Consider the following 20437-nt stretch of genomic DNA (forward strand, 5'->3'; position numbering starts at 1 on the left):
CAATCCCCCCGGCATACGGCCAGGGGGACATCACTGATTCCACGCACAGCAAGTGCCCATCAGATTGGAGCCTCTGCTGTCCTACGACGTTAGGGGTCGAGGACTTCGCAGTAAATGCGCAAAATCTGACTGACCTTGTAGGCAACGGAGCCGCGAATCGAAGTTCATTGCCGTAGGACGGCAGCGAGCGCGAATGTGGTCTGTTTCCTACTGGCCTGGCGGATGCAATAACGGCGACGTTATGAAACGTCGCCGCCATCGTTCCTTACTTGCCGCTCACGCTCACGCCGTAGAACGAGTTCAGGCCAAACGGGCTGATCTTGAAGTCCTGTACGGTGTTGCGCATGGGTTGATACACCGTCGAGTGCGCGATAGGTGTCATCGGGACTGCATCTTTGAGGATGTGTTGCGCCTGCTTATACAGCTCGGTGCGTTTGGCCACATCCGAGGTGGCCTTGGCTTCTTTCACGATGCCGTCGAATTTCTTGTCGCACCATTTGGAGAAGTTGTTACCGGACAGCGAGTCGCAGCCGAACAGCACGTTCAGCCAGTTGTCCGGGTCCCCATTGTCGCCGCTCCAGCCAATGATCATGGCCTGGTTCTCGCCGCCTTTGGAACGCTTGATGTACTCGCCCCATTCGTAGCTGACGATGTTGACCTTCAGGCCGATCTGTTTCCAGTCGTTCTGCAGCATCTCGGCCATCAGCTTGGCGTTCGGGTTGTACGGACGCTGGACCGGCATGGCCCACAGGGTGATCTCGGTGCCGTCCTTGATCCCGGCTTCCTTGAGCAGTTCCTTGGCTTTGGCCACGTCGTGCGGGGCATCTTTGATGGTGGTGTCGTAGGACCACTGGGTCGGCGGCATGGCGTTGACCGCCAATTGGCCCGCGCCCTGGTACACCGAGTCGATGATCTGCTGCTTGTTCACCGCCATGTCCAGCGCCTGGCGCACGCGCAGGTCGGACAGCGGGTTAGGCGCGGTCTGGCCCTTGAGCACCGGCATGACGTTGTAGGCGATGTAGCCCAGGTTGAAACCGGCCTGGTTGGGCAGTTTTAAGTCCTTGTCGTCGCCCAGTGCCTTGAGGTCGGCCGGACGGGGGAACAGGGTGATCTGGCATTCGTTTTTCTTGAGCTTCTGGATACGCACCGACGGGTCGGTGGTGATGGCGAAGATCAGGTTGTCGATCTTCACGTCTTCAGGTTTCCAGTAGTCCTTGTTGCCGGTGTAACGAATGTTCGAGTCTTTCTGGTAGCTCTTGAACACGAACGGGCCGGTGCCGACAGGTTTCTGGTTGATGTCCTGCGGCGTGCCGTTTTTCAGCAGTTGCGCGGCGTACTCGGCCGACTGGATCGACGCGAAGCTCATCGCCAGGTTCTGGATGAAGGCGGCGTCCACGGTGCCAAGGGTGAACTTGACGGTGTGGGCATCGACTTTCTCGATGTTCTTGATGTTGGTGTCCATCCCCATGTCCGTGAAGTACGGGAACTCGGTGGGGTAGGCCTTACGGAACGGATCGTCTTTGTTGATCATCCGGTTGAAGGTGAACAGTACGTCGTCGGCCGAGAACTCGCGAGTGGGCTTGAAGTACGGGGTGGTGTGGAACTTGACGCCTTCGCGCAGGTGGAAGGTGTACGTCAGGCCATCCGGGGACACGTCCCAGCTGGTGGCCAGGCCAGGAACGACGGCGGTGCCGCCACGTTCGAACTGGCTCAGACGGTTGAACATGGTTTCGGCCGAAGCATCGAAGTCTGTTCCGGTGGTGTACTGGCCTGGATCAAAACCGGCCGGGCTCCCTTCGGAGCAGAACACCAGGTTAGTCGCCGCTTGGGCGAAAGGCGCTGCGGCCATAAGGCCAGCGCTAACAAGTAACGGAATGACTGCGTGTTTAAGCATGTTGGCCTCATGATTTGTTGTCATTTTTGGTAGTGAGGGCGACCTCGTGAGTCGGCCTGCGGATACTTATGCAGGGGCCATACCCATTGCAAGATGCTGAACGGTTGCAAGGATGAAAGAGTGGTACGAACGTACAAGAATGTCGCAAATATGAAAGTTTCGACATAAATGCGTACATTTGGAGGGCTTTTTCGGTGCCGCACGAGCACTAAAAAGGCCCAACCGAGGCGTGTTATGCACTCGATTGGGGCGTTGCTGTTACTTATCGAGACTCACGCCGTAGAACGGCGTCAGGCCAAAGGGGCTGATTTTGAAGTCCCGCACTTCCTTGCGAAGTGGCTGGAAAACCGTCGAGTTCGCAATAGGCGTTATAGGTACTTGTTCTTTAAGGATTTTTTGTGCCTGCTGATACCACTTGATACGCTGCTCGCGGTCGCTGCTGACCTTGGCCTGTTGCACCAGCTTGTCGTAGGCCGGGTTACACCATTTGGCGTAGTTGCTGCCCTTCACCGCGGCACAGCTGTAGAGCACGCCGAGCCAGTTATCCGGGTCGCCGTTGTCGCCGGTCCAGCCGTAAATCATCGCATCGTGCTCGCCATTCTTGGCGCGCTTGATGTATTCGCCCCACTCATAGCTGACGATGTTGGCCTTGATGCCGATGTTGGCCCAATCCTGTTGGATCATTTGTGCTGACATTCGCGCATTCGGATTGGACGCGCGTTGTACGGTCATCGCCCACAAGTTGATGGTCGTACCGGGTGCAACCCCTGCTTCTTTTAGTAGCGCCCGCGCTTTGGCCGGGTCGAAGGGGGCATCCTTGATCGTCGGGTCATAAGACCACTGCGCCGGAGGCAATGCGTTCTGCGCCAGTTGCCCGGCGCTCTGGTACACGGCCTTGATGATCGCCGGTTTATCGATGGCCATGTCCAGGGCCTGGCGCACCTTGAGTTGATCCAGCGGCGGATGCGTCACGTTGTAGGCCAGAAAACCCAGGTTGAACCCTGCTTGCTGCAACACGCGCAGGTTGGGGTCTTGTTTCATCACCTCGATGTCGGCAGGGCGCGGGTAACCGCTGACCTGGCATTCGCCGGCCTTGAGTTTCTGCAGGCGCGACGCGGCGTCCGGGGTGATCGCGAACACCAGGTTGTCGAGCTTCACATCCTCGGGTTTCCAATACTGTTTATTGGCGACGTAGCGAATCTGCGAGTCCTTTTGGTAACGCTTGAACACAAAAGGCCCGGTGCCCACCGGTTTTTGGTTGATGTCTGCGGCGTTGCCGGTCTTCAGCAGTTGCGCGGCGTACTCGGCCGATTGCACCGAGGCGAAACTCATTGCCAGGTTCTGTACGAACGAGGCATCGACGTTGTTCAGGCTGAAGCGCACGGTGTGCTCGTCCAGTTTGTCGACGCTTTTGATCGTGGTGTTCAAACCCATGTCGGTGAAATACGGCGACTCGGACGGGTAGGCCTTGCGAAACGGGCTGTCGGCATCCAGCAGGCGGTTGAAGGTGAACAACACGTCATCGGCGTTGAAGTCGCGGGTGGGCGTGAAGAAATCGGTGGTGTGGAACTTGACGCCATCACGCAGGTGGAAGGTGTACGTCAGGCCGTCGTTGGAGACCTCCCAACGGGTCGCCAGGCCGGGTTCGACCTCGGTGCCGCCGCGCTTGAACTGGGTCAGACGGTTGAACACGGTTTCGGCGGAGGCATCGAAATCGGTGCCGCTGGTGTACTGGCTGGGGTCGAAGCCGGCGGGGCTGGCTTCGGAGCAGTAGACCAGGGTGCTGGCCGCCTGGGCCATGGGCATAAAGGCCAGCAGGCCGGCAGCGAGGAGCAGCGGTTTGAAGATGGTTCTTTCCATGGAGACCCCTGAAGTGGCGGCATATGGCTGCCCAAACGAAAACGACGGTCCCCGAGGTTACCGCCGTTCAGGTTTATCAGGTAGGGGCTCACTTATATATGTGTTGGCGTCGACACTTCAATCAGGGTTGGCGCGGACGGGTCGATGGTGTAAGTGTCACCACTCAGTTCATTACTTTCACGTATCGTGAATGCCCGCGTGCTGGTGATATCCAAGTCTCGATTAGGTACTGTGCCGTCTTCGGTTCTGAGTTTAAGAACCCATTTGGTCGTGGCCTTGACCGTGTGCGTATTCAGTGAAGGATCATACTCTATGATGAAATGTTTTTGACCTGCCGAAACACCGTAGTTGTCTTTAAGTTGCGGTGGCATTAATTCCAGATAGGCTGGATGCGTGGCGCCTTGGTGAGCCACCTCTGAAATACGCGCTCTCAGATCAGCGTCGGGAATAGTCTCTTCAAGTACGGCCAGCCTGCTTTGTATGGTTTCATGTGCTTCGCCTCCCCTGAAATCAAGTTCGGTTCGCACGATATGACCATTCTCTCTTTTTATGATGGAGTAAATTTCTCGGTTCAAGTCAGGCGCAAAACTTTCGGAGTATCCAGTGTCAGGTTTGGCTCTCTCTCCTTCGGTGACGGCGAAATTACCGTCGTCGATTGTCCAGGAAACAGACAGTTTTCTTTTTATGTTTGAGCCTTCTTCGTACACGTCGTCGTAGAATCGGTAGTTTTTGCTTTCGTCCAGGTTCAAGTAGTCGTCAAACTTCTCGGCGCCGAGAATTTTCGAGCCCTTATCATCAACAAAGCGCTCTGAGAACTTGGGGGTGGATGTTGATTCGGTGCTGGGGGTTGGCGAAGGCGAGCGCTGCCATGGCCATTTCACTCCGCCATCGCCACTCGCGGACTTCCACTGCCCAGCACCTGCAGCATGGACCGTCAGCACGGGTTTGCGAGTGCCTGGGTTAATGACTTGAACATAATTGTCGCTGAGTTTGAAATCGCTTCTGATCTCATACACGTTGCTCGAACCTGTGCCGTCGGTATAGCGGATAAACCATTGATCCTCACCGCTGGTTTTATTCTTGACCTGATAAATACCTTTCGCATTGGGTTGGATATGTTCAATAAGTTGCTCACCGTTCGGCATTGCATGCTCGCTGATATTCTCCGATTCGCTGGGGCGCAACAAGTTGACCTCAGGCTCTAGAGTATGGGAACGCGGAACTTCAGCGTCATTGCTCGATACCTTGGGGGTTCGCACCAAATCAATGTCGTTCGAACGCTCGTTATATTCCCAGCTGTAGCGTTCAACGACCGGGGTCTTACCTAAACCAGACTCCAGCCCTATTGTCGCAAGTTCGTGTCCCAGTTGCAGAGTTGATATCACCGCTGCGGCAGTGCCGCCAACCCGATCATTGGCGGTCATGCCATAGATCGAGTCATGGGCGCCGAAAAAAATATTGCCTGCGTTGCCGACGACGGGGATATAACCGAAAGTATTACCCCAAAAGTCCTTCGCAGCCTTCCAGCTTTGTTGCGTGGAACCAAACACCTCAGTTTGGTCGGACCATACTGAATTGTTTGTGTTCACCTCTTGGTATTTACCTGCAAGACCCGAATCCAGATTGCCGTATTTCAACCGGTAATCGCCACCTCGCGATTCGGTATAGTTGAATGTCTCTGCCACTGGCACGGCTTTATCGGCGAATATACTGGAATACCCTGGGTAGGTTGCATGAGGGTCGACAATCAAATTGTTGAGTACGTCCCCCGCCTTGGGCCAATGTGCATCTGTGCCGCCTTGCCGGTCGCTGGCGTTGAAACTGCGCTGCACATTTTCCCGGTTGTCTTTTGCCCAGTTGGCAAAATCCGCATCGCCGTGTATTTCACGAACTGCGCCGTTCTTCAAATCAAGCATCAAACCCTTGTTGGGCCGATGCTCATAATTGCCGTCAAAAGGGGTATGAGGAATAAATGCATAGCCTGCCAGTGGATAGCCGTAGATGTTGGGAATAATGACTTGTGCATTATTTTCTAATGTACGCTTTACGGCCGCTTGGCTGGCAGGCGTGAGTTTTTCAAAACTGTCTTTATTATTCGCCAGGCTCTGCAAGGTGCCCCGTACAACATAGGCGTCTGCTTTCCCTGAACGTATCGCCAGTGCTCCCGACTCGTGGCTCATGGGCTTGGCTATTTCATGTGTCCAATGATTTTGAAGATTCTGCCCGTGCAATTCCAAGTCGGCGACCTTGCTGCGGTCTTGTGGCGCGATCTCCATGAACTGGAAGTTGAGCGGGCCTCCTCGCTGCACTTTGTCGTGCGCAAAAGCACCCGCCGCGATTTCCCATGCAAAGTAAGTGCGTTTTTCGGTGTCGGTCAGCACCTCGGGTTTTCCGACCCCTTTGTAGGAGGTGAACGTCACTGTGATTTTTTCATGCGGGTCGTACCCGGCCGCCATTAACCCTCCGCTAAAGTAACCAGCAGGTTCGAGGAACTGGCGAGTCTTCTGAAATTTGATGTTGCGTTCGCCTTCGTTACCACGTTCTATCGTATTTGTCTGCGTGACGACGCGCCCGGCATAGGCATCAATGCGCTGCGTGCGCTCCCGCTGCGTATAGCTCGCCGTTGGTGGAGAAGGGGAGACTGATCCAAAAATGACTTGCTTGGAAAAATCAAATTCGTTTTCAGGCGTAGGACCTTTAATCGGTGTGTCGCCCGCTGAAACGCCAAGCGTTCCCTGAGGCGTATTAGTTTGTGACGAAGTTGAGGTCTCAACTTCTCGTTTTTGACGATTATGTACAGGAGTAGGCGGGATAAACGGAGCGTTGGTAGTGACGGCAAGTGGCGGTAGGGATGACGGACACATATTTATTCTCGGCTGATTTTATTCATGAGTTTCATGAGGTTAATTATCTGGCGCGAAGCAATAGCATTCGATACGCGACACTGCTTTATGGCGCCTTTCAGTGGTTTGGTTTTTCTCTAAGTGCTGTTGAGTTACATGAGTGCTGTAGGGCGGCGGATGAAGCCTTTATAACTGGGTGGCGGCATGGCTACTAAAGGTTCCCATGCCTGCTTTATGCTCTGTGACGTAACGACAGTAGCTTTGTGGGGTGCCTACAACTTTAGAAAGAAGTCTTATGCCAAGATATGAGCGACCCACTTATGATTCAAAATGTTTAGATGAGTTGAATGAAACTGCTCGCGAAAAAAAACGGCGCCAGCCTTGTCGGGCCGCGCCGTTTTTTGTTGATAAGACTTATTGCAAGACTTCGATGACCCCGTCGGCGCTCATGCTCACTTGACTGGTCCCCGCCTCAACTTCCGGCGTCGGCGCCGAATCCATCATGGCGGCTTTCATCATCATCCCGCCGCGTGCGTAAGGTTGTGGATAACCATTGGTGTTGAAGTTCAGGTTGACGATCTTATAACCCTTGCCGCCCAACGCATCGGTGGCCAGTTGGGCGCGAGCCTTGAATGCGCTGACCGCGTCCTTGAGCAGGGCGTCTTCGCTGGACCTGCGCGTGGTGTCAGCGATGGCGAATTCCATGTTTTGCATTTTCAGGGTGTTGAGCAACTCGCCGGTGAGCTTGGACAGCGCCGGGAAGTCTGCGCTCTCCAGGCGCAGTTCGGCGCGTTCACGCCAACCGGTGATCTTCTGGTTCTTATTGTCGTAGATCGGGTAGCTGTTGCGGCTGCCCTGACGCAGGGTCACGGCCTTGACTTCGCGGGCCTGGCCCAGGGCCTGGTTCATGGTGGTGGTGATGTCGGCGGCGAGCTTGGCGGGGTCGGCGTTCTGGGATTCGGTATAGAGCGTCACGATCATCTTGTCGCGGGCCACTTCCTGGCTGACTTCGGCGCGCAGGGCGATCTGGTTGTAATGCAACTCATCGGCGGCGACGGCCGGGAGGCTGGCCAGGGTGCTGGCGCTGAGGGTGAGAGCGGCTGCGTTGCGAATGAAACGGGACATGGAAGCTCCTTGGATTGTTCGTATCGGTATGACTGTAGACGGTGGTGCCAGGTTCTTCGGGTTTACACATTCACTACAAGTTGTCGCAGTGCCGACGAACGGTCATTCAGCGCGCCTGCGTCAAAGAGCCACACGCGCCGTGTCTGCCGGTCGGCTTCGTTTATACTCCTGCCGATCCGCCTGCAGCGCTCACCGGGAGAGCTCATGCTCGCCGCCGTAAAACTGACTTCCGCCACCCGCCAGAACCTCTGGCGCCTGACGTTCATTCGCACCTTGGTATTGGCCGCGCAGGCCGGTTCCGTCGGGCTTGCCTATTGGTTCGACCTGCTGCCGCTGCCGTGGCTGCAACTGAGCGTGACCCTGGGTTTTTCCACCGTGTTGTGTGCGTTTACCGCCATCCGGTTGCGTACCACCTGGCCGGTGACCGAGTTGGAATACGCCCTGCAGTTGGCCTGCGACCTGTTTATCCACAGTGTGTTGCTGTATTTCTCCGGTGGTTCCACCAATCCGTTCGTTTCGTATTACCTGGTGCCCTTGACCATCGCGGCCGTGACCTTGCCGTGGCGCTACTCGGTGATACTCTCCGGCATTGCCCTGACCCTGTACACCTTGCTGCTGGCGCAGTTCTACCCGTTGCAGACGTTCCCCATCGCCCGGGAAAACCTGCAGATCTACGGGATGTGGCTGAGCTTCGCGCTGTCGGCCGCAGTCATCACCTTTTTTGCTGCGCGCATGGCCGAAGAACTGCGCCGCCAGGAAGAATTGCGCGCCATCCGCCGCGAAGAAGGCCTGCGCGACCAGCAACTGCTGGCCGTCGCGACCCAGGCCGCCGGTGCGGCCCATGAGTTGGGCACGCCCCTGGCGACCATGAGCGTGCTGCTCAACGAAATGACCCAGGACCATCACGATCCGGCGCTGCAAGAAGACCTCGGCGTGCTGCGCGAACAGGTCAAGCAGTGCAAGCAAACCTTGCAGCAACTGGTGCGCGCCGCCGAAGCCAACCGCCGCCTGGCGGTGGAGATGCAGGACGTGACCCAGTGGCTCGACGAAGCCCTGAACCGCTGGCACCTGATGCGCCCCGAAGCCAGTTACCGTTTCCACCTGCTGGGGCAGGGCAGCGTGCCGCGCATGGCGCCGCCGCCGGACCTGACCCAGGCCCTGCTCAACCTGTTGAACAATGCCGCCGATGCCTGCCCCGAAGGCCTGGAAGTGCAGCTGGACTGGGACACGGAAAACCTCACCATCAGCATTCGTGACCACGGCGCAGGCGTGCCGCTGGCTATTGCCGAGCAGATCGGTAAACCTTTCTTTACCACCAAGGGCAAAGGCTTCGGCCTCGGCCTGTTTTTGAGCAAGGCCAGCGTGACCCGCGCGGGCGGCTCAGTGAAGCTCTATAGTCATGAGGAAGGCGGCACGCTCACCGAGCTGCGCCTGCCCCGTGTCGCACGAGGAGATATCGATGAGTGATGAGATCCAAGTCGAAGGCGAAGAACTGCCGCACCTGTTGCTGGTAGATGATGACGCTACCTTTACCCGCGTCATGGCGCGTGCCATGAGCCGTCGCGGTTTCCGCGTCAGCACCGCGGGCTCCGCGGAAGAGGGCCTGAGCATCGCCCAGGCCGACCTGCCGGACTACGCCGCGCTCGACCTGAAAATGGACGGCGACTCCGGCCTGGTGCTGCTGCCCAAGCTGCTCGAACTCGATCCGGAAATGCGTGTGGTGATCCTCACCGGTTATTCCAGCATTGCCACCGCTGTCGAAGCCATCAAGCGTGGCGCCTGCAACTACCTGTGCAAACCGGCGGACGCCGACGACGTGCTGGCCGCCTTGCTCTCCGAGCATGCCGACCTCGACACCCTGGTGCCGGAAAACCCGATGTCGGTGGACCGCCTGCAGTGGGAACACATCCAGCGCGTGCTGACCGAGCATGAAGGCAATATCTCGGCCACCGCCCGCGCGCTGGGCATGCACCGGCGTACCCTGCAACGCAAGCTGCAGAAGCGCCCGGTACGGCGCTGAACGCCGGCTGAACAATCTACTTCAGGCCGCACGGCGCCTTGAACCGATGCTCTATGATCGGTTCAAACGCCTGCCATCTATTTCCTACCGAGCCTGAACGATGAATCAGAACGCTGAGTATTCCGCGGTCAACGACGCGGTGCGTGGGCACTTTTTTCGCCGAACCTGGGCGATGATCACGCCCTATTGGCGCAGTGAAGAAAAGGGCAAGGCATGGTTGCTGTTGTTGGCGGTGATTGGTTTGTCGCTGTTCAGCGTCGCGATCTCCGTGTGGATCAACCACTGGTACAAGGATTTCTACAACGCCCTGGAACATAAGGACACGGCGGCCTTCTGGCAACTGATCGGCTATTTCGGCGGCATCGCTGCGGTGGCCATCCTCGGTGCGGTTTATCGCTTGTACCTGACCCAGATGCTGACCATCCGTTGGCGGGCCTGGTTGACCGAAAAACACTTCGCACGCTGGCTCAGCGACAAAAACTACTACCAGTTGGAGCAGGGCGGTTATACCGATAACCCGGACCAGCGGATCTCCGAAGACCTCAATAACTTCACCTCCAGCAGCTTGAGCCTCGGCCTGGGCCTGCTGCGCAATGTGGTCAGCCTGGTGTCGTTTTCGATCATCCTGTGGGGTGTGTCGGGCAGCATCGAAGTGTTCGGTATCACCATTCCCGGCTACATGTTCTGGTGTGCATTGCTCTATGCCGCTGTGGGCAGTTGGCTGACGCACCTGATCGGGCGTCGCTTGATCGGGCTGAACAATCAACAACAACGCTTCGAGGCGGATTTGCGCTTCTCGATGGTCCGGGTCCGCGAGAATGCCGAGAGCATTGCCTTGTACAACGGCGAGCCCAACGAAAATCGCCGTTTGAGCCAACGCTTCGGCCGGGTCTGGCATAACTTCTGGGACATCATGAAAGTGTCCAAGCGCCTGACTTTCTTCACCGCCGGCTACAGCCAGATCGCAATCATCTTCCCGTTCATCGTCGCCGCGCCGCGCTACTTCACCGGCAAGATCGAGCTGGGCGAGCTGATGCAAATCAACTCGGCGTTCGGCAACGTCCAGGAGAACTTCAGCTGGTTTATCGGCGCGTACACGGAGCTGGCCAGTTGGCGCGCCACCAGTGATCGTCTGCTGAGTTTCCAGCAGGCCATGAGCGATAACGAGCAGCGCCCCGCAGCCATCGACGTGCGCCCGGAAGGCGAGCGCCTGGTGGTAGAGAAGCTCGGCATGGACCTGGCCGATGGCCGCCACTTGCTCGCCGGCGCCGACATGGTCGTCGAGCCGGGCCAGCGCCTGATGCTCAGCGGGCGTTCCGGCAGCGGTAAAAGTACGTTGCTGCGTGCCATGGGCCAGCTGTGGCCGGCGGGCCATGGCAGCATCCGCCTGCCGGCGGCGCGTTACCTGTTCCTGCCGCAGAAGCCGTATCTGCCGATCGGCACGTTGAAGGCCGCGTTGAGTTATCCACAGGACGACGGCGTGTACATGGACGAACGTTATGCACAGGTCCTGGAAACCTGCCGCTTGCCGCATCTGGTCGCGCGGCTGGACGAAGCCAACCACTGGCAGCGCATGCTCTCGCCCGGCGAGCAACAGCGCCTGGCCTTTGCCCGTGCGTTGTTGTTCGCACCGCAGTGGCTGTACATGGACGAAGCGACATCGGCCATGGATGAAGAGGATGAGGCGACGTTGTACCAGGCGTTGATCGATGAGCTGCCGGGGCTGAGCATCGTCAGCGTCGGCCATCGCAGCAGCCTCAAGCGCTTCCATGGGCGGCATGTGCGGATCGAAAGCGGCCACCTGCAAGAACAACCCGTGTCCTGAGGGCCGTACTCGGTCAGTGTGGGAGGGAGCTTGCTCCCGATAGCAGTGTGTCAGTCAGCCTATATATCAACTGATCCGCCGCTATCAGGAGCAAGCTCTCTCCCACAATGGCATCCCCGCTGGTCTGGAGATTGAGGCCCAACAAAAAGCCCGGCTGATCATCGATCAGCCGGGCTTTTTTACAGCGCCTGAAAAGACTTACTTCTTCAAGCCGTAATGCTCATCCAGCATGCCAGGGGCGTTCGGCGTTTTTGGCGCGTAGTCCCGTGGCGGCTCCTGGTTTTCCCGTGGCGGGGTCAGGCGTTCCCGTGGGGTTTGCGGTGCATCGGAATGCAGCGCGGCCAGCAGGCGCTGACGGGTGATGTCGTCGAGCGCCAGGCGGTTGGCGCCGTCGGCGAGGTGATCCTGTACTTCCTGGTAGCTCTGGGTGAGCTTCTTGACCAGGGTCGCGGTGCTGTTGAAGTGGGTAACAACCTCGTTCTGATAACTGTCAAAACGTTCCTGAATGTCATCCAACTGACGCTGCGTGCGGTTAGGCGCGGCATTCGGCAGCAAGCGAGCAACCAGGAATCCAATGGCGACACCGGCAACCAGGGCAAGAGTCGGCAACAACCAAACTAAGAGCGAGTGTTCCACGAGTCCTTCCTCTATAAACGGCTTTGCTTTACGTTAACGGCTCGGACCTGCGCTGTATACCGCGATTAAGCTCGCAATGATGCCATGCACAGACTTTTAGCTAGACGAGTCGACCCTTTGAGAGGTCACGGAGTTCATTCCTTGCTCATGCGTGAAACCCCTGTTTTGATCGATGGCCCGGTAGGCCAATTGGAAGCCCTGTACCTGGATCAGCCCGCGCCACGTGGCCTGGCGCTGATCTGCCACCCTAACCCGGTGCAGGGTGGGACCATGCTCAATAAAGTTGTTTCGACCCTGCAACGCACCGCCCGCGATGCCGGTTTGATCACCTTGCGATTCAATTACCGTGGCGTCGGTGCCAGCGCCGGCACCCATGACATGGCCAGCGGTGAAGTGGACGATGCCGAAGCGGCCGCCACCTGGTTGCGCAAGAAACACCCCGACCTGCCGATCACCTTGCTCGGTTTTTCGTTTGGTGGCTATGTCGCCGCCAGCCTCGGCGGTCGTCTGGAAGCCAAGGGCGAAAAGCTCGCGCACCTGTTCATGGTCGCCGCCGCGGTGATGCGCCTGGGCGATGCCGACCTGCTGCCGCAGAACTGCCCGCTGACCCTGATCCAGCCGGAAACCGACGAAGTGGTCGACCCGCAATGCGTCTACGACTGGTCCGCCGCCCTGAAACGCCCCCATGAGCTGCTGAAAGTGGCAGAATGCGGACACTTTTTTCATGGCAAGCTCACCGATCTCAAGGATCTGGTGCTGCCGCGCCTCTCGAATTGATAGCAGTCTGATAAGCGATTACCCATGACGACTCGTACCCGTATCCTCACCGGCATCACCACCACCGGCACGCCGCACCTGGGCAACTACGCCGGTGCGATCCGCCCGGCGATCCTTGCCAGTCAGGACGCCAATGCCGACTCCTTCTACTTCCTGGCCGACTACCACGCCCTGATCAAATGCGATGACCCGCAGCGCATCCAGCGCTCGCGTATGGAAATCGCCGCGACCTGGCTGGCCGGTGGCCTGGATGTGAACCGGGTGACGTTCTATCGCCAGTCCGACATTCCCGAGATCCCCGAGCTGACCTGGCTGCTGACCTGCGTCGCCGCCAAGGGCCTGCTCAACCGCGCCCATGCCTACAAGGCGTCGGTGGACAAGAACGTGGAAAACGGCGAAGACCCGGATGCGGGCATCACCATGGGCCTGTACAGCTACCCGGTGCTGATGGCGGCGGACATTTTGATGTTCAACGCGCACAAGGTGCCGGTGGGCCGCGACCAGATCCAGCACGTGGAAATGGCCCGCGACATCGGTCAGCGCTTCAACCACCTGTTCGGCAACGGTAAAGAGTTCTTCACCCTGCCCGAGGCGGTGATCGAAGAAAGCGTCGCCACCTTGCCGGGCCTGGACGGTCGCAAGATGTCGAAGAGCTACGACAACACCATCCCGTTGTTCACCAGCGCCAAGGACATGAAAGACGCGATCTCGCGGATCGTCACCGACTCCCGCGCGCCCGGCGAAGCCAAGGACCCGGACAATTCGCACCTGTTCACCCTGTACCAGGCGTTTGCCAGCAAGGCCCAGGAACAGGAATTCCGCGCCGAGTTGCTGCAAGGCCTGGGCTGGGGCGAGGCGAAGAACCGTCTGTTCCAACTGCTGGACGGGCAACTGGGTGAAGCCCGTGAGCGTTACCACCAATTGATGTCGCGCCCGGCGGACATGGAAGACCTGCTGCTGATCGGCGCCCAAAAAGCCCGCGCCGTGGCCGCGCCGTTCCTCGCCGAGCTGCGTGAGGCCGTTGGCCTGCGTTCGTTCGTCAACCAGGCCGCGGCGCCGGTCAGCACCAAGAAAAAGGCCGCGAAAGCCGCGCGCTTCGTGAGTTTCCGCGAAGACGACGGCAGCTTCCGCTTCCGCCTGTTGGCGGCCGATGGCGAGCAACTGCTGCTGTCGCGCAACTTCGCCGACGGCAAGGCGGCTGGCGCCGTGACCAAGCAATTGCAAAGCGGCGCCGCGCTGGACGTGCGCCCTGAAGCCCTGAGCTTCAGCGTATGGCTGGACGACGCTGCGGTTGCCGACAGCGCGCCATTCGCCGACACCGCGTCGCGCGATGCCGCCATCGAAGCCCTGCGCGTCGCGCTGACCCCCCTCGAGGATTAACCCGACCAAGGGTTGATTGCCATTATCCAGGGCCGTCGTTACAGTGACGGCCCGTTTTTGTTGCCTTGCTAACGAAATTATGACGCCCCTAGAACGATATCAAGCTGATCTGAAACGCCCTGAATTCTTCCATGACGCGGCCCAGGAAACGGCGGTGCGTCATTTGCAGCGTCTGTACGAAGACCTGGTCGCGGCCTCGCAGAGTAAGCCAGGGATGCTCGGCAAGCTGTTTGGCAAGAAAGACCGCACGCCGGTCAAGGGCCTGTACTTCTGGGGCGGCGTGGGTCGCGGCAAGACCTACCTGGTGGACACGTTCTTCGAAGCGCTGCCGTTCAAGGAAAAGGTCCGCACGCACTTCCACCGCTTCATGAAGCGCGTCCATGAAGAGATGAAAACCCTGCCGGGCGAGAAAAACCCGTTGACCATCATCGCCAAGCGGTTCTCCGCAGAGGCGCGGGTGATCTGCTTCGATGAGTTCTTCGTCTCCGACATCACCGACGCCATGATCCTCGGCACCCTGATGGAAGAGCTGTTCAAGAACGGCGTGACCCTGGTCGCCACCTCGAACATCGTGCCCGATGGCCTGTACAAGGACGGCCTGCAACGCGCGCGCTTCCTGCCGGCCATTGCGCTGATCAAGCAGAACACCGAGATCGTCAACGTCGACAGCGGCGTCGATTACCGCCTGCGGCACCTGGAGCAAGCGGAGTTGTTCCACTTCCCGCTCAACGACGCGGCGCAAGATAGCCTGCGCAAAAGCTTCCGCGCCCTCACGCCGGAATGCACCCAGGCGGTGGAAAACGACAAGTTGATCATCGAAAACCGCCAAATCATCGCGCTGCGTACCTGCGATGACGTGGCCTGGTTCGACTTCCGCGAACTGTGCGACGGCCCGCGCAGCCAGAACGACTACATCGAACTGGGCAAGATCTTCCACGCCGTGATCCTCAGTGGCGTGGAGCAGATGAGCGTCAGCACCGACGACATCGCGCGCCGCTTTATCAACATGGTCGACGAGTTCTACGACCGCAACGTCAAGTTGATCATCTCGGCGGAAGTCGAGCTCAAGGACCTCTACACCGGCGGTCGCTTGAACTTCGAATTCCAGCGCACCCTGAGCCGCCTGCTGGAGATGCAATCCCACGAGTTCCTGTCGCGGGCGCACAAACCCTAAGCACGACGCAGTAAAAAGTGTGGGAGGGGGCTTGCCCCCGATAGCGGTGTATCAGTGCCAGATGTACTGACTGATACACCGCTATCGGGAGCACGCTCCCTCCCACATTTTGTCTCTGTACAGCCCTGATTACGCGGCTTGCTGGAACTGCTGGCGGTACTGGTTCGGTGACAGCTCGGTGTGCTGCCTGAACAGCCGCGCAAAGAAACTCGCATCGTCGTAGCCCACCTCATAACTGATGGTCTTGATGCTCTTGCGGCTGCCCGAGAGCAGCCCTTTCGCCGTCTCGATGCGCAAGCGTTGCAGGTAATGCAGCGGCTTGTCGCCGGTGGCGGTCTGGAAGCGGCGCATGAAGTTGCGGATGCTCATGCCGTGCTCCCGGGCCACGTCCTCGAAGCGGAACTTGTCGGCGAAATGCTCTTCGAGCCAGTGCTGGATCTGCAGGATGATCACATCCTGGTGCAGCTTCTGCCCGCCGAAACCGATCCGTCCCGGCGAATAGTTGCGCTGCACTTCGTAAAGAATATCGCGGGCCACGGCCTGGGCGATGTTGGCGCCGCAGAAGCGTTCGATCAGATAGATATAGAGGTCACAGGCCGAGGTGGTGCCGCCGGCGCAGTACAGGTTGTCGGCGTCGGTCAGGTGCTTGTCCTGGTTGAGCTGGACCTTGGGGAAGCGCTCGCTGAAGGCAGTGAAGAAACGCCAGTAGGTGGTCGCCTCCTTGCCATCGAGCAGCCCGGCTTCGGCCAGCCAGAACACCCCGGTCGCTTCGCCGCAGAGCACCGCGCCGCGGGCGTGCTGTTCGCGCAGCCACGGCAGCACTTGCGGGTAGCGCGTACTCAGGGCATCGAAGTCATCCCAGAAGGCCGGCAGCACGATGATGTCGGCGTCTTCCAGGCCGCCGTCCACCGGCATGATCACATCACTGAAGCTGCGCACCGATTGCCCGTCGGGGCTGACCAGGCGCGTTTCGAACGCTGGGGTCAGGCCCAGGCCTTGTTGTTTGCCGTAACGCAGGCTGGCGAGGTGGAAGAAATCCTTGGCTTGCATGAGGGTGGAAGCGAACACCCGATCAATGGCCAAAATGCTGACGCGCCGCAAGGGCGTGGAGATTTGGTTAGACATAATTTCATTTATTCTTATAGGGGAAAGTGGTCACCAGACGGCTGGATCGTCTTATTTTTTGTCGCATGTGTCCAGTGTCCTGTGACGCCTTCGCGGCATAGGCTCTGTGGTTCGTCTTTGTCCGACAATCCACGCAGGTGACCTCATGATCCCCAGAACGTTGTTCAGCCCGGAACACGAACTCTTCCGCCAGAGCGTGCGTACCTTCCTTGAAAAAGACGCTGCGCCGTTCCATGCGCAATGGGAGAAGCAGGGCTATATCGACCGTGCGCTGTGGAACAAGGCCGGCAAGGCGGGGATGTTGTGTTCCCATCTGCCGGAGGAGTACGGCGGCCTGGGCGCGGACTTTCTCTACAGCGCGGTGGTGATCGAAGAAATCAGCCGCCTGGGCCTGACCGGCATCGGTTTCTCCCTGCATTCGGACATTGTCGCGCCGTATATCCTGCATTACGGCAGTGAAGCGCTGAAGCACCAATACCTGCCCCAATTGATCTCCGGCGAGAAGGTCACGGCCATCGCCATGACCGAGCCGGGCGCCGGGTCCGACCTGCAAGGGGTCAAGACCACGGCGGTGCTGGACGGTGATGAGTATGTGATCAACGGCTCCAAGACCTTTATCACCAACGGTTTTCTCGCCGATCTGGTGATCGTGGTCGCCAAGACCGACCCCAAGGCCGGCGCCAAGGGCACCAGCCTGTTCCTGGTGGAGGCCGCTACGCCGGGCTTCGACAAGGGCAAGCGCCTGGAGAAGGTCGGCATGAAGGCCCAGGACACTTCGGAGCTGTTCTTCCAGGATGTCCGTGTGCCCAAGGAAAACCTGCTGGGCCAGGCGGGCATGGGCTTCGCCTACTTGATGCAGGAGCTGCCGCAGGAGCGCTTGACCGTGGCGATTGGCGCGCTGGCGTCAGCCGAAGCGGCGCTGCAATGGACCCTCGACTACACCCGTGAGCGCAAGGCCTTCGGCAAGGCGATTGCCGACTTCCAGAACACCCGCTTCAAATTGGCGGAGATGGCCACCGAGATCCAGATCGGCCGCGTGTTCGTCGATAAGTGCCTGGCGTTGCACCTGGAGGGCAAGCTCGACGTGCCCACCGCCGCCATGGCCAAGTACTGGGCCACGGACCTGCAATGCAAGGTGCTCGACGAGTGTGTGCAATTGCACGGCGGCTACGGCTTCATGTGGGAATACCCGATCGCCCGCGCCTGGGCGGATGCGCGGGTGCAGCGGATTTATGCGGGGACCAATGAGATCATGAAGGAGATTATTGCGCGGGCGCTTTGATTTCGATGGTGTGGCTGAGGGCCTCATCGGGGGCAAGCCCCCTCCCACGTTTTACTGGGTTCACACGGCTAAGTGTGGGAGGGGGCTTGCCCCCGATAGCGGTCTAGAGATCAATCAAGGTGCTGGATTAGGATGATCCTTCTGAATCGCCTCAATCCCCTCCAGCACCTCTTTCGACAGTTTCAGGTCAGCGCTGGCAAGGTTGCTGTCCAGTTGCTCCAGGCTCGTCGCACCAATGATGTTGCTGGTCACGAACGGCTGCTGCGTGACGAACGCCAACGCCATCTGCGCCGGGTCCAGGCCGTGTTTGCGGGCCAGGGCCACATAACGGCTGCACGCTGCTTCCGACTGCGGGTTGAAATAGCGGCTGAAGCGGCTGTATTCGGTCAGGCGGGCTTTTGCCGGGCGCGCACCGCCTTCGTATTTGCCGCTGAGCATGCCGAATGCCAGGGGCGAATAAGCCAGCAGACCGCACTGTTCGCGAATGGCGATTTCCGCCAGGCCCACTTCAAAGCTGCGGTTGAGCAGGTTGTAGGGGTTCTGGATCGACACCGCGCGGGTCCAGCCGCGGGCTTCGGCCAGGGCGAGGAACTTCATGGTGCCCCACGGCGTTTCGTTGGACAGACCGATGTGGCGGATCTTGCCGGCCTTCACCTGCGCGTCCAGCGCTTCGAGGGTTTCCTCCAGCGGCGTCAGGTCGTCTTCGTCCTTGTGCTTGTAGCCCAGCTGGCCGAAGAAGTTGGTGCTGCGCTCCGGCCAGTGCAACTGGTAGAGGTCGATCCAGTCGGTCTGCAGGCGCTTGAGGCTCGCATCCAGGGCTTCGACGATGTGCTGGCGGTTGTGGCGCAGGTGGCCGCCGCGGATATAGTCGATGGTGTTGCCGGGGCCGGCGATCTTGCTGGCGAGAATCCAGTCGGCGCGGTCGCCGCGGCTTTTGAAGTAATTCCCGATGTAGCGTTCGGTGGTGGCATAGGTGTCGGCCTTGGGTGGCACCGGGTACATTTCCGCCGTGTCGAGGAAGTTGATCCCCGCGGCCTTGGCCCGTTCGATCTGCGCGAAGGCCTCTGCCTCGCTGTTCTGCTCGCCCCAGGTCATGGTGCCCAAGGCTATCGCGCTTACGTGCAGATCGGTACGGCCCAGCTGTCGATAATCCATCGGGTGCTCCTTCGGGGAAAACAATCATAAAAGCAGGTTGAATTTTTTTTCGCAATCTGCATAATTGCCCACCTCTTTCTGCAGTGGAAGTGATGCGCCGCCTGCCGAAGAATCTTGCCGTTGAACGGACGCGCCGACCCGAGCCCCCGATAGCGTCTGTATCCGGCTGCCTTTGACTTGTCAAAGTACGCACTATTCAGTAAGATCCGCCGTCTAATTTACAGGGCGGCCCCTGAGGCTATTAAAGAATGACAACTTTTACTGCAAAACCGGAAACAGTTCAGCGCGACTGGTTTGTCGTCGACGCCGCTGGTCAGACTCTGGGTCGTCTGGCCACTGAAGTCGCCAGCCGTCTGCGTGGCAAGCACAAGCCTGAATACACCCCTCACGTTGACACCGGTGACTACATCGTGATCATCAACGCTGAGCAGGTACGTGTTACCGGCAACAAAGCGCAAGACAAAATGTACTACCGTCACTCCGGTTTCCCAGGCGGCATCAAGTCTTCCAATTTCGAAGGTCTGATCGCCAAGAAGCCTGAGGCCCCGATTGAAATCGCGGTTAAAGGCATGCTGCCGAAGGGCCCACTGGGTCGCGATATGTTTCGCAAGCTGAAAGTCTATGCGGGCGCTGCTCACCCTCATGCTGCTCAGCAGCCCCAAGAACTGAAGTTTTAACGGAATAGTTCATTATGTCGGCGACTCAAAATTACGGCACTGGCCGTCGCAAAACCGCAACCGCACGCGTTTTCCTGCGTCCGGGCACTGGTAACATCTCGATCAACAACCGCACTCTGGACAACTTCTTCGGCCGCGAAACTGCCCGCATGGTAGTTCGTCAGCCGCTGGAATTGACCGAGACTGTTGAAAAGTTCGACATCTACGTCACCGTTATCGGTGGCGGTGTAAGTGGTCAAGCTGGCGCAATCCGCCACGGTATCACTCGCGCTCTGATGCAGTACGACGAAACCCTGCGTGGCGCTCTGCGCAAAGCTGGCTTCGTGACTCGTGATGCTCGTGAAGTTGAACGTAAGAAAGTCGGTCTGCGTAAAGCGCGTAAGCGTCCGCAGTACTCGAAGCGTTAATTCGCTTTACGTTCCACAAAAAACGCCCAGCCTCCTTACGGAGCTGGGCGTTTTTTATTGCCTGCTATTTATGCATAAATTTCGGCGTGACAACTTGCCACAGCCGTAGACCCCCTATACTACAAGGCTTGGAGCTGGAGCTCCGGGTAATTCCCTTGTCAGGGGTGGGGCTTTTCATTACCATTCGGCAAAATTTTTATAAGTTCAGATTTAATACTTAGTAGACGCCTGATTTAACAGGCCAAAAAGCTGATGGG

Annotated in this window: 16 protein-coding genes; 9 read left to right on the top strand and 7 right to left on the bottom strand. The window is 58.6% G+C overall.

Translation table 11 applies throughout. The features are described from left to right. Positions 1-265 precede the first annotated feature (265 nt). The 4 genes from TU80_RS08080 to TU80_RS08095 all read right to left on the bottom strand — a co-directional run bounded on the left by TU80_RS08080 (position 266) and on the right by TU80_RS08095 (position 7722). Entirely contained in the window at positions 266-1894 is a 1629-nt protein-coding gene (locus TU80_RS08080; RefSeq protein WP_057004240.1) for an ABC transporter substrate-binding protein, read from the bottom strand. 258 nt (positions 1895-2152) lie between these two features. Then, the gene (locus tag TU80_RS08085; protein WP_046384705.1) at positions 2153-3754 is read right to left on the bottom strand and encodes an ABC transporter substrate-binding protein; all 1602 of its coding nucleotides are present in this window, start codon (positions 3752-3754) and stop codon (positions 2153-2155) included. 92 nt (positions 3755-3846) lie between these two features. After that, complete coding sequence (locus TU80_RS08090; RefSeq protein WP_186355021.1) at positions 3847-6618, bottom strand: hypothetical protein; 2772 nt, start codon at positions 6616-6618, stop codon at positions 3847-3849. 393 nt (positions 6619-7011) lie between these two features. Next, entirely contained in the window at positions 7012-7722 is a 711-nt protein-coding gene (locus tag TU80_RS08095) for an SIMPL domain-containing protein (RefSeq protein WP_017845432.1), read from the bottom strand. Between the two features lie 204 nt (positions 7723-7926). On the opposite strand from TU80_RS08095, the gene TU80_RS08100 reads away from it, so the two are divergent. From TU80_RS08100 to TU80_RS08110, 3 genes are all read left to right on the top strand, one after another. Next, positions 7927-9189: an ATP-binding protein gene (locus TU80_RS08100; protein WP_017845431.1), complete on the top strand. Its 1263-nt coding sequence runs from the start codon at positions 7927-7929 to the stop codon at positions 9187-9189. Beyond that, positions 9182-9742 carry a response regulator transcription factor gene (locus tag TU80_RS08105; RefSeq protein WP_004372278.1) on the top strand — a complete coding sequence of 187 codons (561 nt, stop codon included), beginning with the start codon at positions 9182-9184 and terminating at the stop codon, positions 9740-9742. Before TU80_RS08100 ends, TU80_RS08105 begins: the two co-directional genes overlap by 8 nt. 100 nt (positions 9743-9842) lie before the next feature. Continuing rightward, positions 9843-11567, top strand: a complete 1725-nt coding sequence (locus tag TU80_RS08110; RefSeq protein ID WP_057004242.1) for an ABC transporter ATP-binding protein/permease — start codon at positions 9843-9845, stop codon at positions 11565-11567. A 198-nt stretch (positions 11568-11765) separates the two neighbouring features. Here the strand turns inward: TU80_RS08110 and TU80_RS08115 are convergent, their stop codons facing one another. Further along, positions 11766-12203, bottom strand: a complete 438-nt coding sequence (locus TU80_RS08115) for a Z-ring associated ZapG family protein (RefSeq protein WP_003171734.1) — start codon at positions 12201-12203, stop codon at positions 11766-11768. Positions 12204-12350: 147 nt separating this feature from the next. On the opposite strand from TU80_RS08115, the gene TU80_RS08120 reads away from it, so the two are divergent. The 3 genes from TU80_RS08120 (at position 12351) to zapE (ending at position 15534) form a co-directional block, all read left to right on the top strand. After that, positions 12351-12980 (top strand): alpha/beta hydrolase, encoded by a 630-nt coding sequence (locus tag TU80_RS08120; protein ID WP_026139827.1) that lies wholly within the window; start codon positions 12351-12353, stop codon positions 12978-12980. A 24-nt stretch (positions 12981-13004) separates the two neighbouring features. After that, positions 13005-14360: a tryptophan--tRNA ligase gene (locus TU80_RS08125; protein WP_057004243.1), complete on the top strand. Its 1356-nt coding sequence runs from the start codon at positions 13005-13007 to the stop codon at positions 14358-14360. A 79-nt stretch (positions 14361-14439) separates the two neighbouring features. Beyond that, positions 14440-15534 (top strand): cell division protein ZapE, encoded by a 1095-nt coding sequence (gene zapE / locus TU80_RS08130; RefSeq protein ID WP_046384701.1) that lies wholly within the window; start codon positions 14440-14442, stop codon positions 15532-15534. Between the two features lie 129 nt (positions 15535-15663). Here zapE and TU80_RS08135 read toward each other — a convergent pair whose 3' ends face one another. Next, positions 15664-16584 carry a GlxA family transcriptional regulator gene (locus TU80_RS08135; RefSeq protein WP_169850558.1) on the bottom strand — a complete coding sequence of 307 codons (921 nt, stop codon included), beginning with the start codon at positions 16582-16584 and terminating at the stop codon, positions 15664-15666. 220 nt (positions 16585-16804) lie between these two features. Here TU80_RS08135 and TU80_RS08140 point away from each other — a divergent pair, with 220 nt between their 5' ends. Next, complete coding sequence (locus TU80_RS08140) at positions 16805-17941, top strand: acyl-CoA dehydrogenase family protein (protein WP_057004244.1); 1137 nt, start codon at positions 16805-16807, stop codon at positions 17939-17941. 114 nt (positions 17942-18055) lie between these two features. Here TU80_RS08140 and TU80_RS08145 read toward each other — a convergent pair whose 3' ends face one another. Next, entirely contained in the window at positions 18056-19096 is a 1041-nt protein-coding gene (locus tag TU80_RS08145; protein ID WP_057004245.1) for an NADP(H)-dependent aldo-keto reductase, read from the bottom strand. Between the two features lie 248 nt (positions 19097-19344). Here TU80_RS08145 and rplM point away from each other — a divergent pair, with 248 nt between their 5' ends. Both rplM and rpsI read left to right on the top strand, forming a co-directional pair. Continuing rightward, the gene (gene rplM / locus TU80_RS08150) at positions 19345-19773 is read left to right on the top strand and encodes a 50S ribosomal protein L13 (RefSeq protein WP_010568039.1); all 429 of its coding nucleotides are present in this window, start codon (positions 19345-19347) and stop codon (positions 19771-19773) included. A 14-nt stretch (positions 19774-19787) separates the two neighbouring features. Next, the gene (gene rpsI / locus TU80_RS08155; RefSeq protein WP_003171743.1) at positions 19788-20180 is read left to right on the top strand and encodes a 30S ribosomal protein S9; all 393 of its coding nucleotides are present in this window, start codon (positions 19788-19790) and stop codon (positions 20178-20180) included. Positions 20181-20437 lie beyond the last annotated feature (257 nt).

The organism is Pseudomonas veronii (assembly GCF_001439695.1).
Classification (GTDB): Bacteria; Pseudomonadota; Gammaproteobacteria; order Pseudomonadales; family Pseudomonadaceae; genus Aquipseudomonas; species Aquipseudomonas veronii.

What these genes read in the sequence shown, in the direction of transcription:
- TU80_RS08080 (WP_057004240.1), bottom strand. Translation starts at nt 1,894, where the DNA reads ATGCTTAAACACGCAGTCATTCCGTTACTTGTTAGCGCTGGCCTTATG.
- TU80_RS08085 (WP_046384705.1), bottom strand. Translation starts at nt 3,754, where the DNA reads ATGGAAAGAACCATCTTCAAACCGCTGCTCCTCGCTGCCGGCCTGCTG.
- TU80_RS08090 (WP_186355021.1), bottom strand. Translation starts at nt 6,618, where the DNA reads ATGTGTCCGTCATCCCTACCGCCACTTGCCGTCACTACCAACGCTCCG.
- TU80_RS08095 (WP_017845432.1), bottom strand. Translation starts at nt 7,722, where the DNA reads ATGTCCCGTTTCATTCGCAACGCAGCCGCTCTCACCCTCAGCGCCAGC.
- TU80_RS08100 (WP_017845431.1), top strand. Translation starts at nt 7,927, where the DNA reads ATGCTCGCCGCCGTAAAACTGACTTCCGCCACCCGCCAGAACCTCTGG.
- TU80_RS08105 (WP_004372278.1), top strand. Translation starts at nt 9,182, where the DNA reads ATGAGTGATGAGATCCAAGTCGAAGGCGAAGAACTGCCGCACCTGTTG.
- TU80_RS08110 (WP_057004242.1), top strand. Translation starts at nt 9,843, where the DNA reads ATGAATCAGAACGCTGAGTATTCCGCGGTCAACGACGCGGTGCGTGGG.
- TU80_RS08120 (WP_026139827.1), top strand. Translation starts at nt 12,351, where the DNA reads ATGCGTGAAACCCCTGTTTTGATCGATGGCCCGGTAGGCCAATTGGAA.
- TU80_RS08125 (WP_057004243.1), top strand. Translation starts at nt 13,005, where the DNA reads ATGACGACTCGTACCCGTATCCTCACCGGCATCACCACCACCGGCACG.
- zapE (WP_046384701.1), top strand. Translation starts at nt 14,440, where the DNA reads ATGACGCCCCTAGAACGATATCAAGCTGATCTGAAACGCCCTGAATTC.
- TU80_RS08135 (WP_169850558.1), bottom strand. Translation starts at nt 16,584, where the DNA reads ATGCAAGCCAAGGATTTCTTCCACCTCGCCAGCCTGCGTTACGGCAAA.
- TU80_RS08140 (WP_057004244.1), top strand. Translation starts at nt 16,805, where the DNA reads ATGATCCCCAGAACGTTGTTCAGCCCGGAACACGAACTCTTCCGCCAG.
- TU80_RS08145 (WP_057004245.1), bottom strand. Translation starts at nt 19,096, where the DNA reads ATGGATTATCGACAGCTGGGCCGTACCGATCTGCACGTAAGCGCGATA.
- rplM (WP_010568039.1), top strand. Translation starts at nt 19,345, where the DNA reads ATGACAACTTTTACTGCAAAACCGGAAACAGTTCAGCGCGACTGGTTT.
- rpsI (WP_003171743.1), top strand. Translation starts at nt 19,788, where the DNA reads ATGTCGGCGACTCAAAATTACGGCACTGGCCGTCGCAAAACCGCAACC.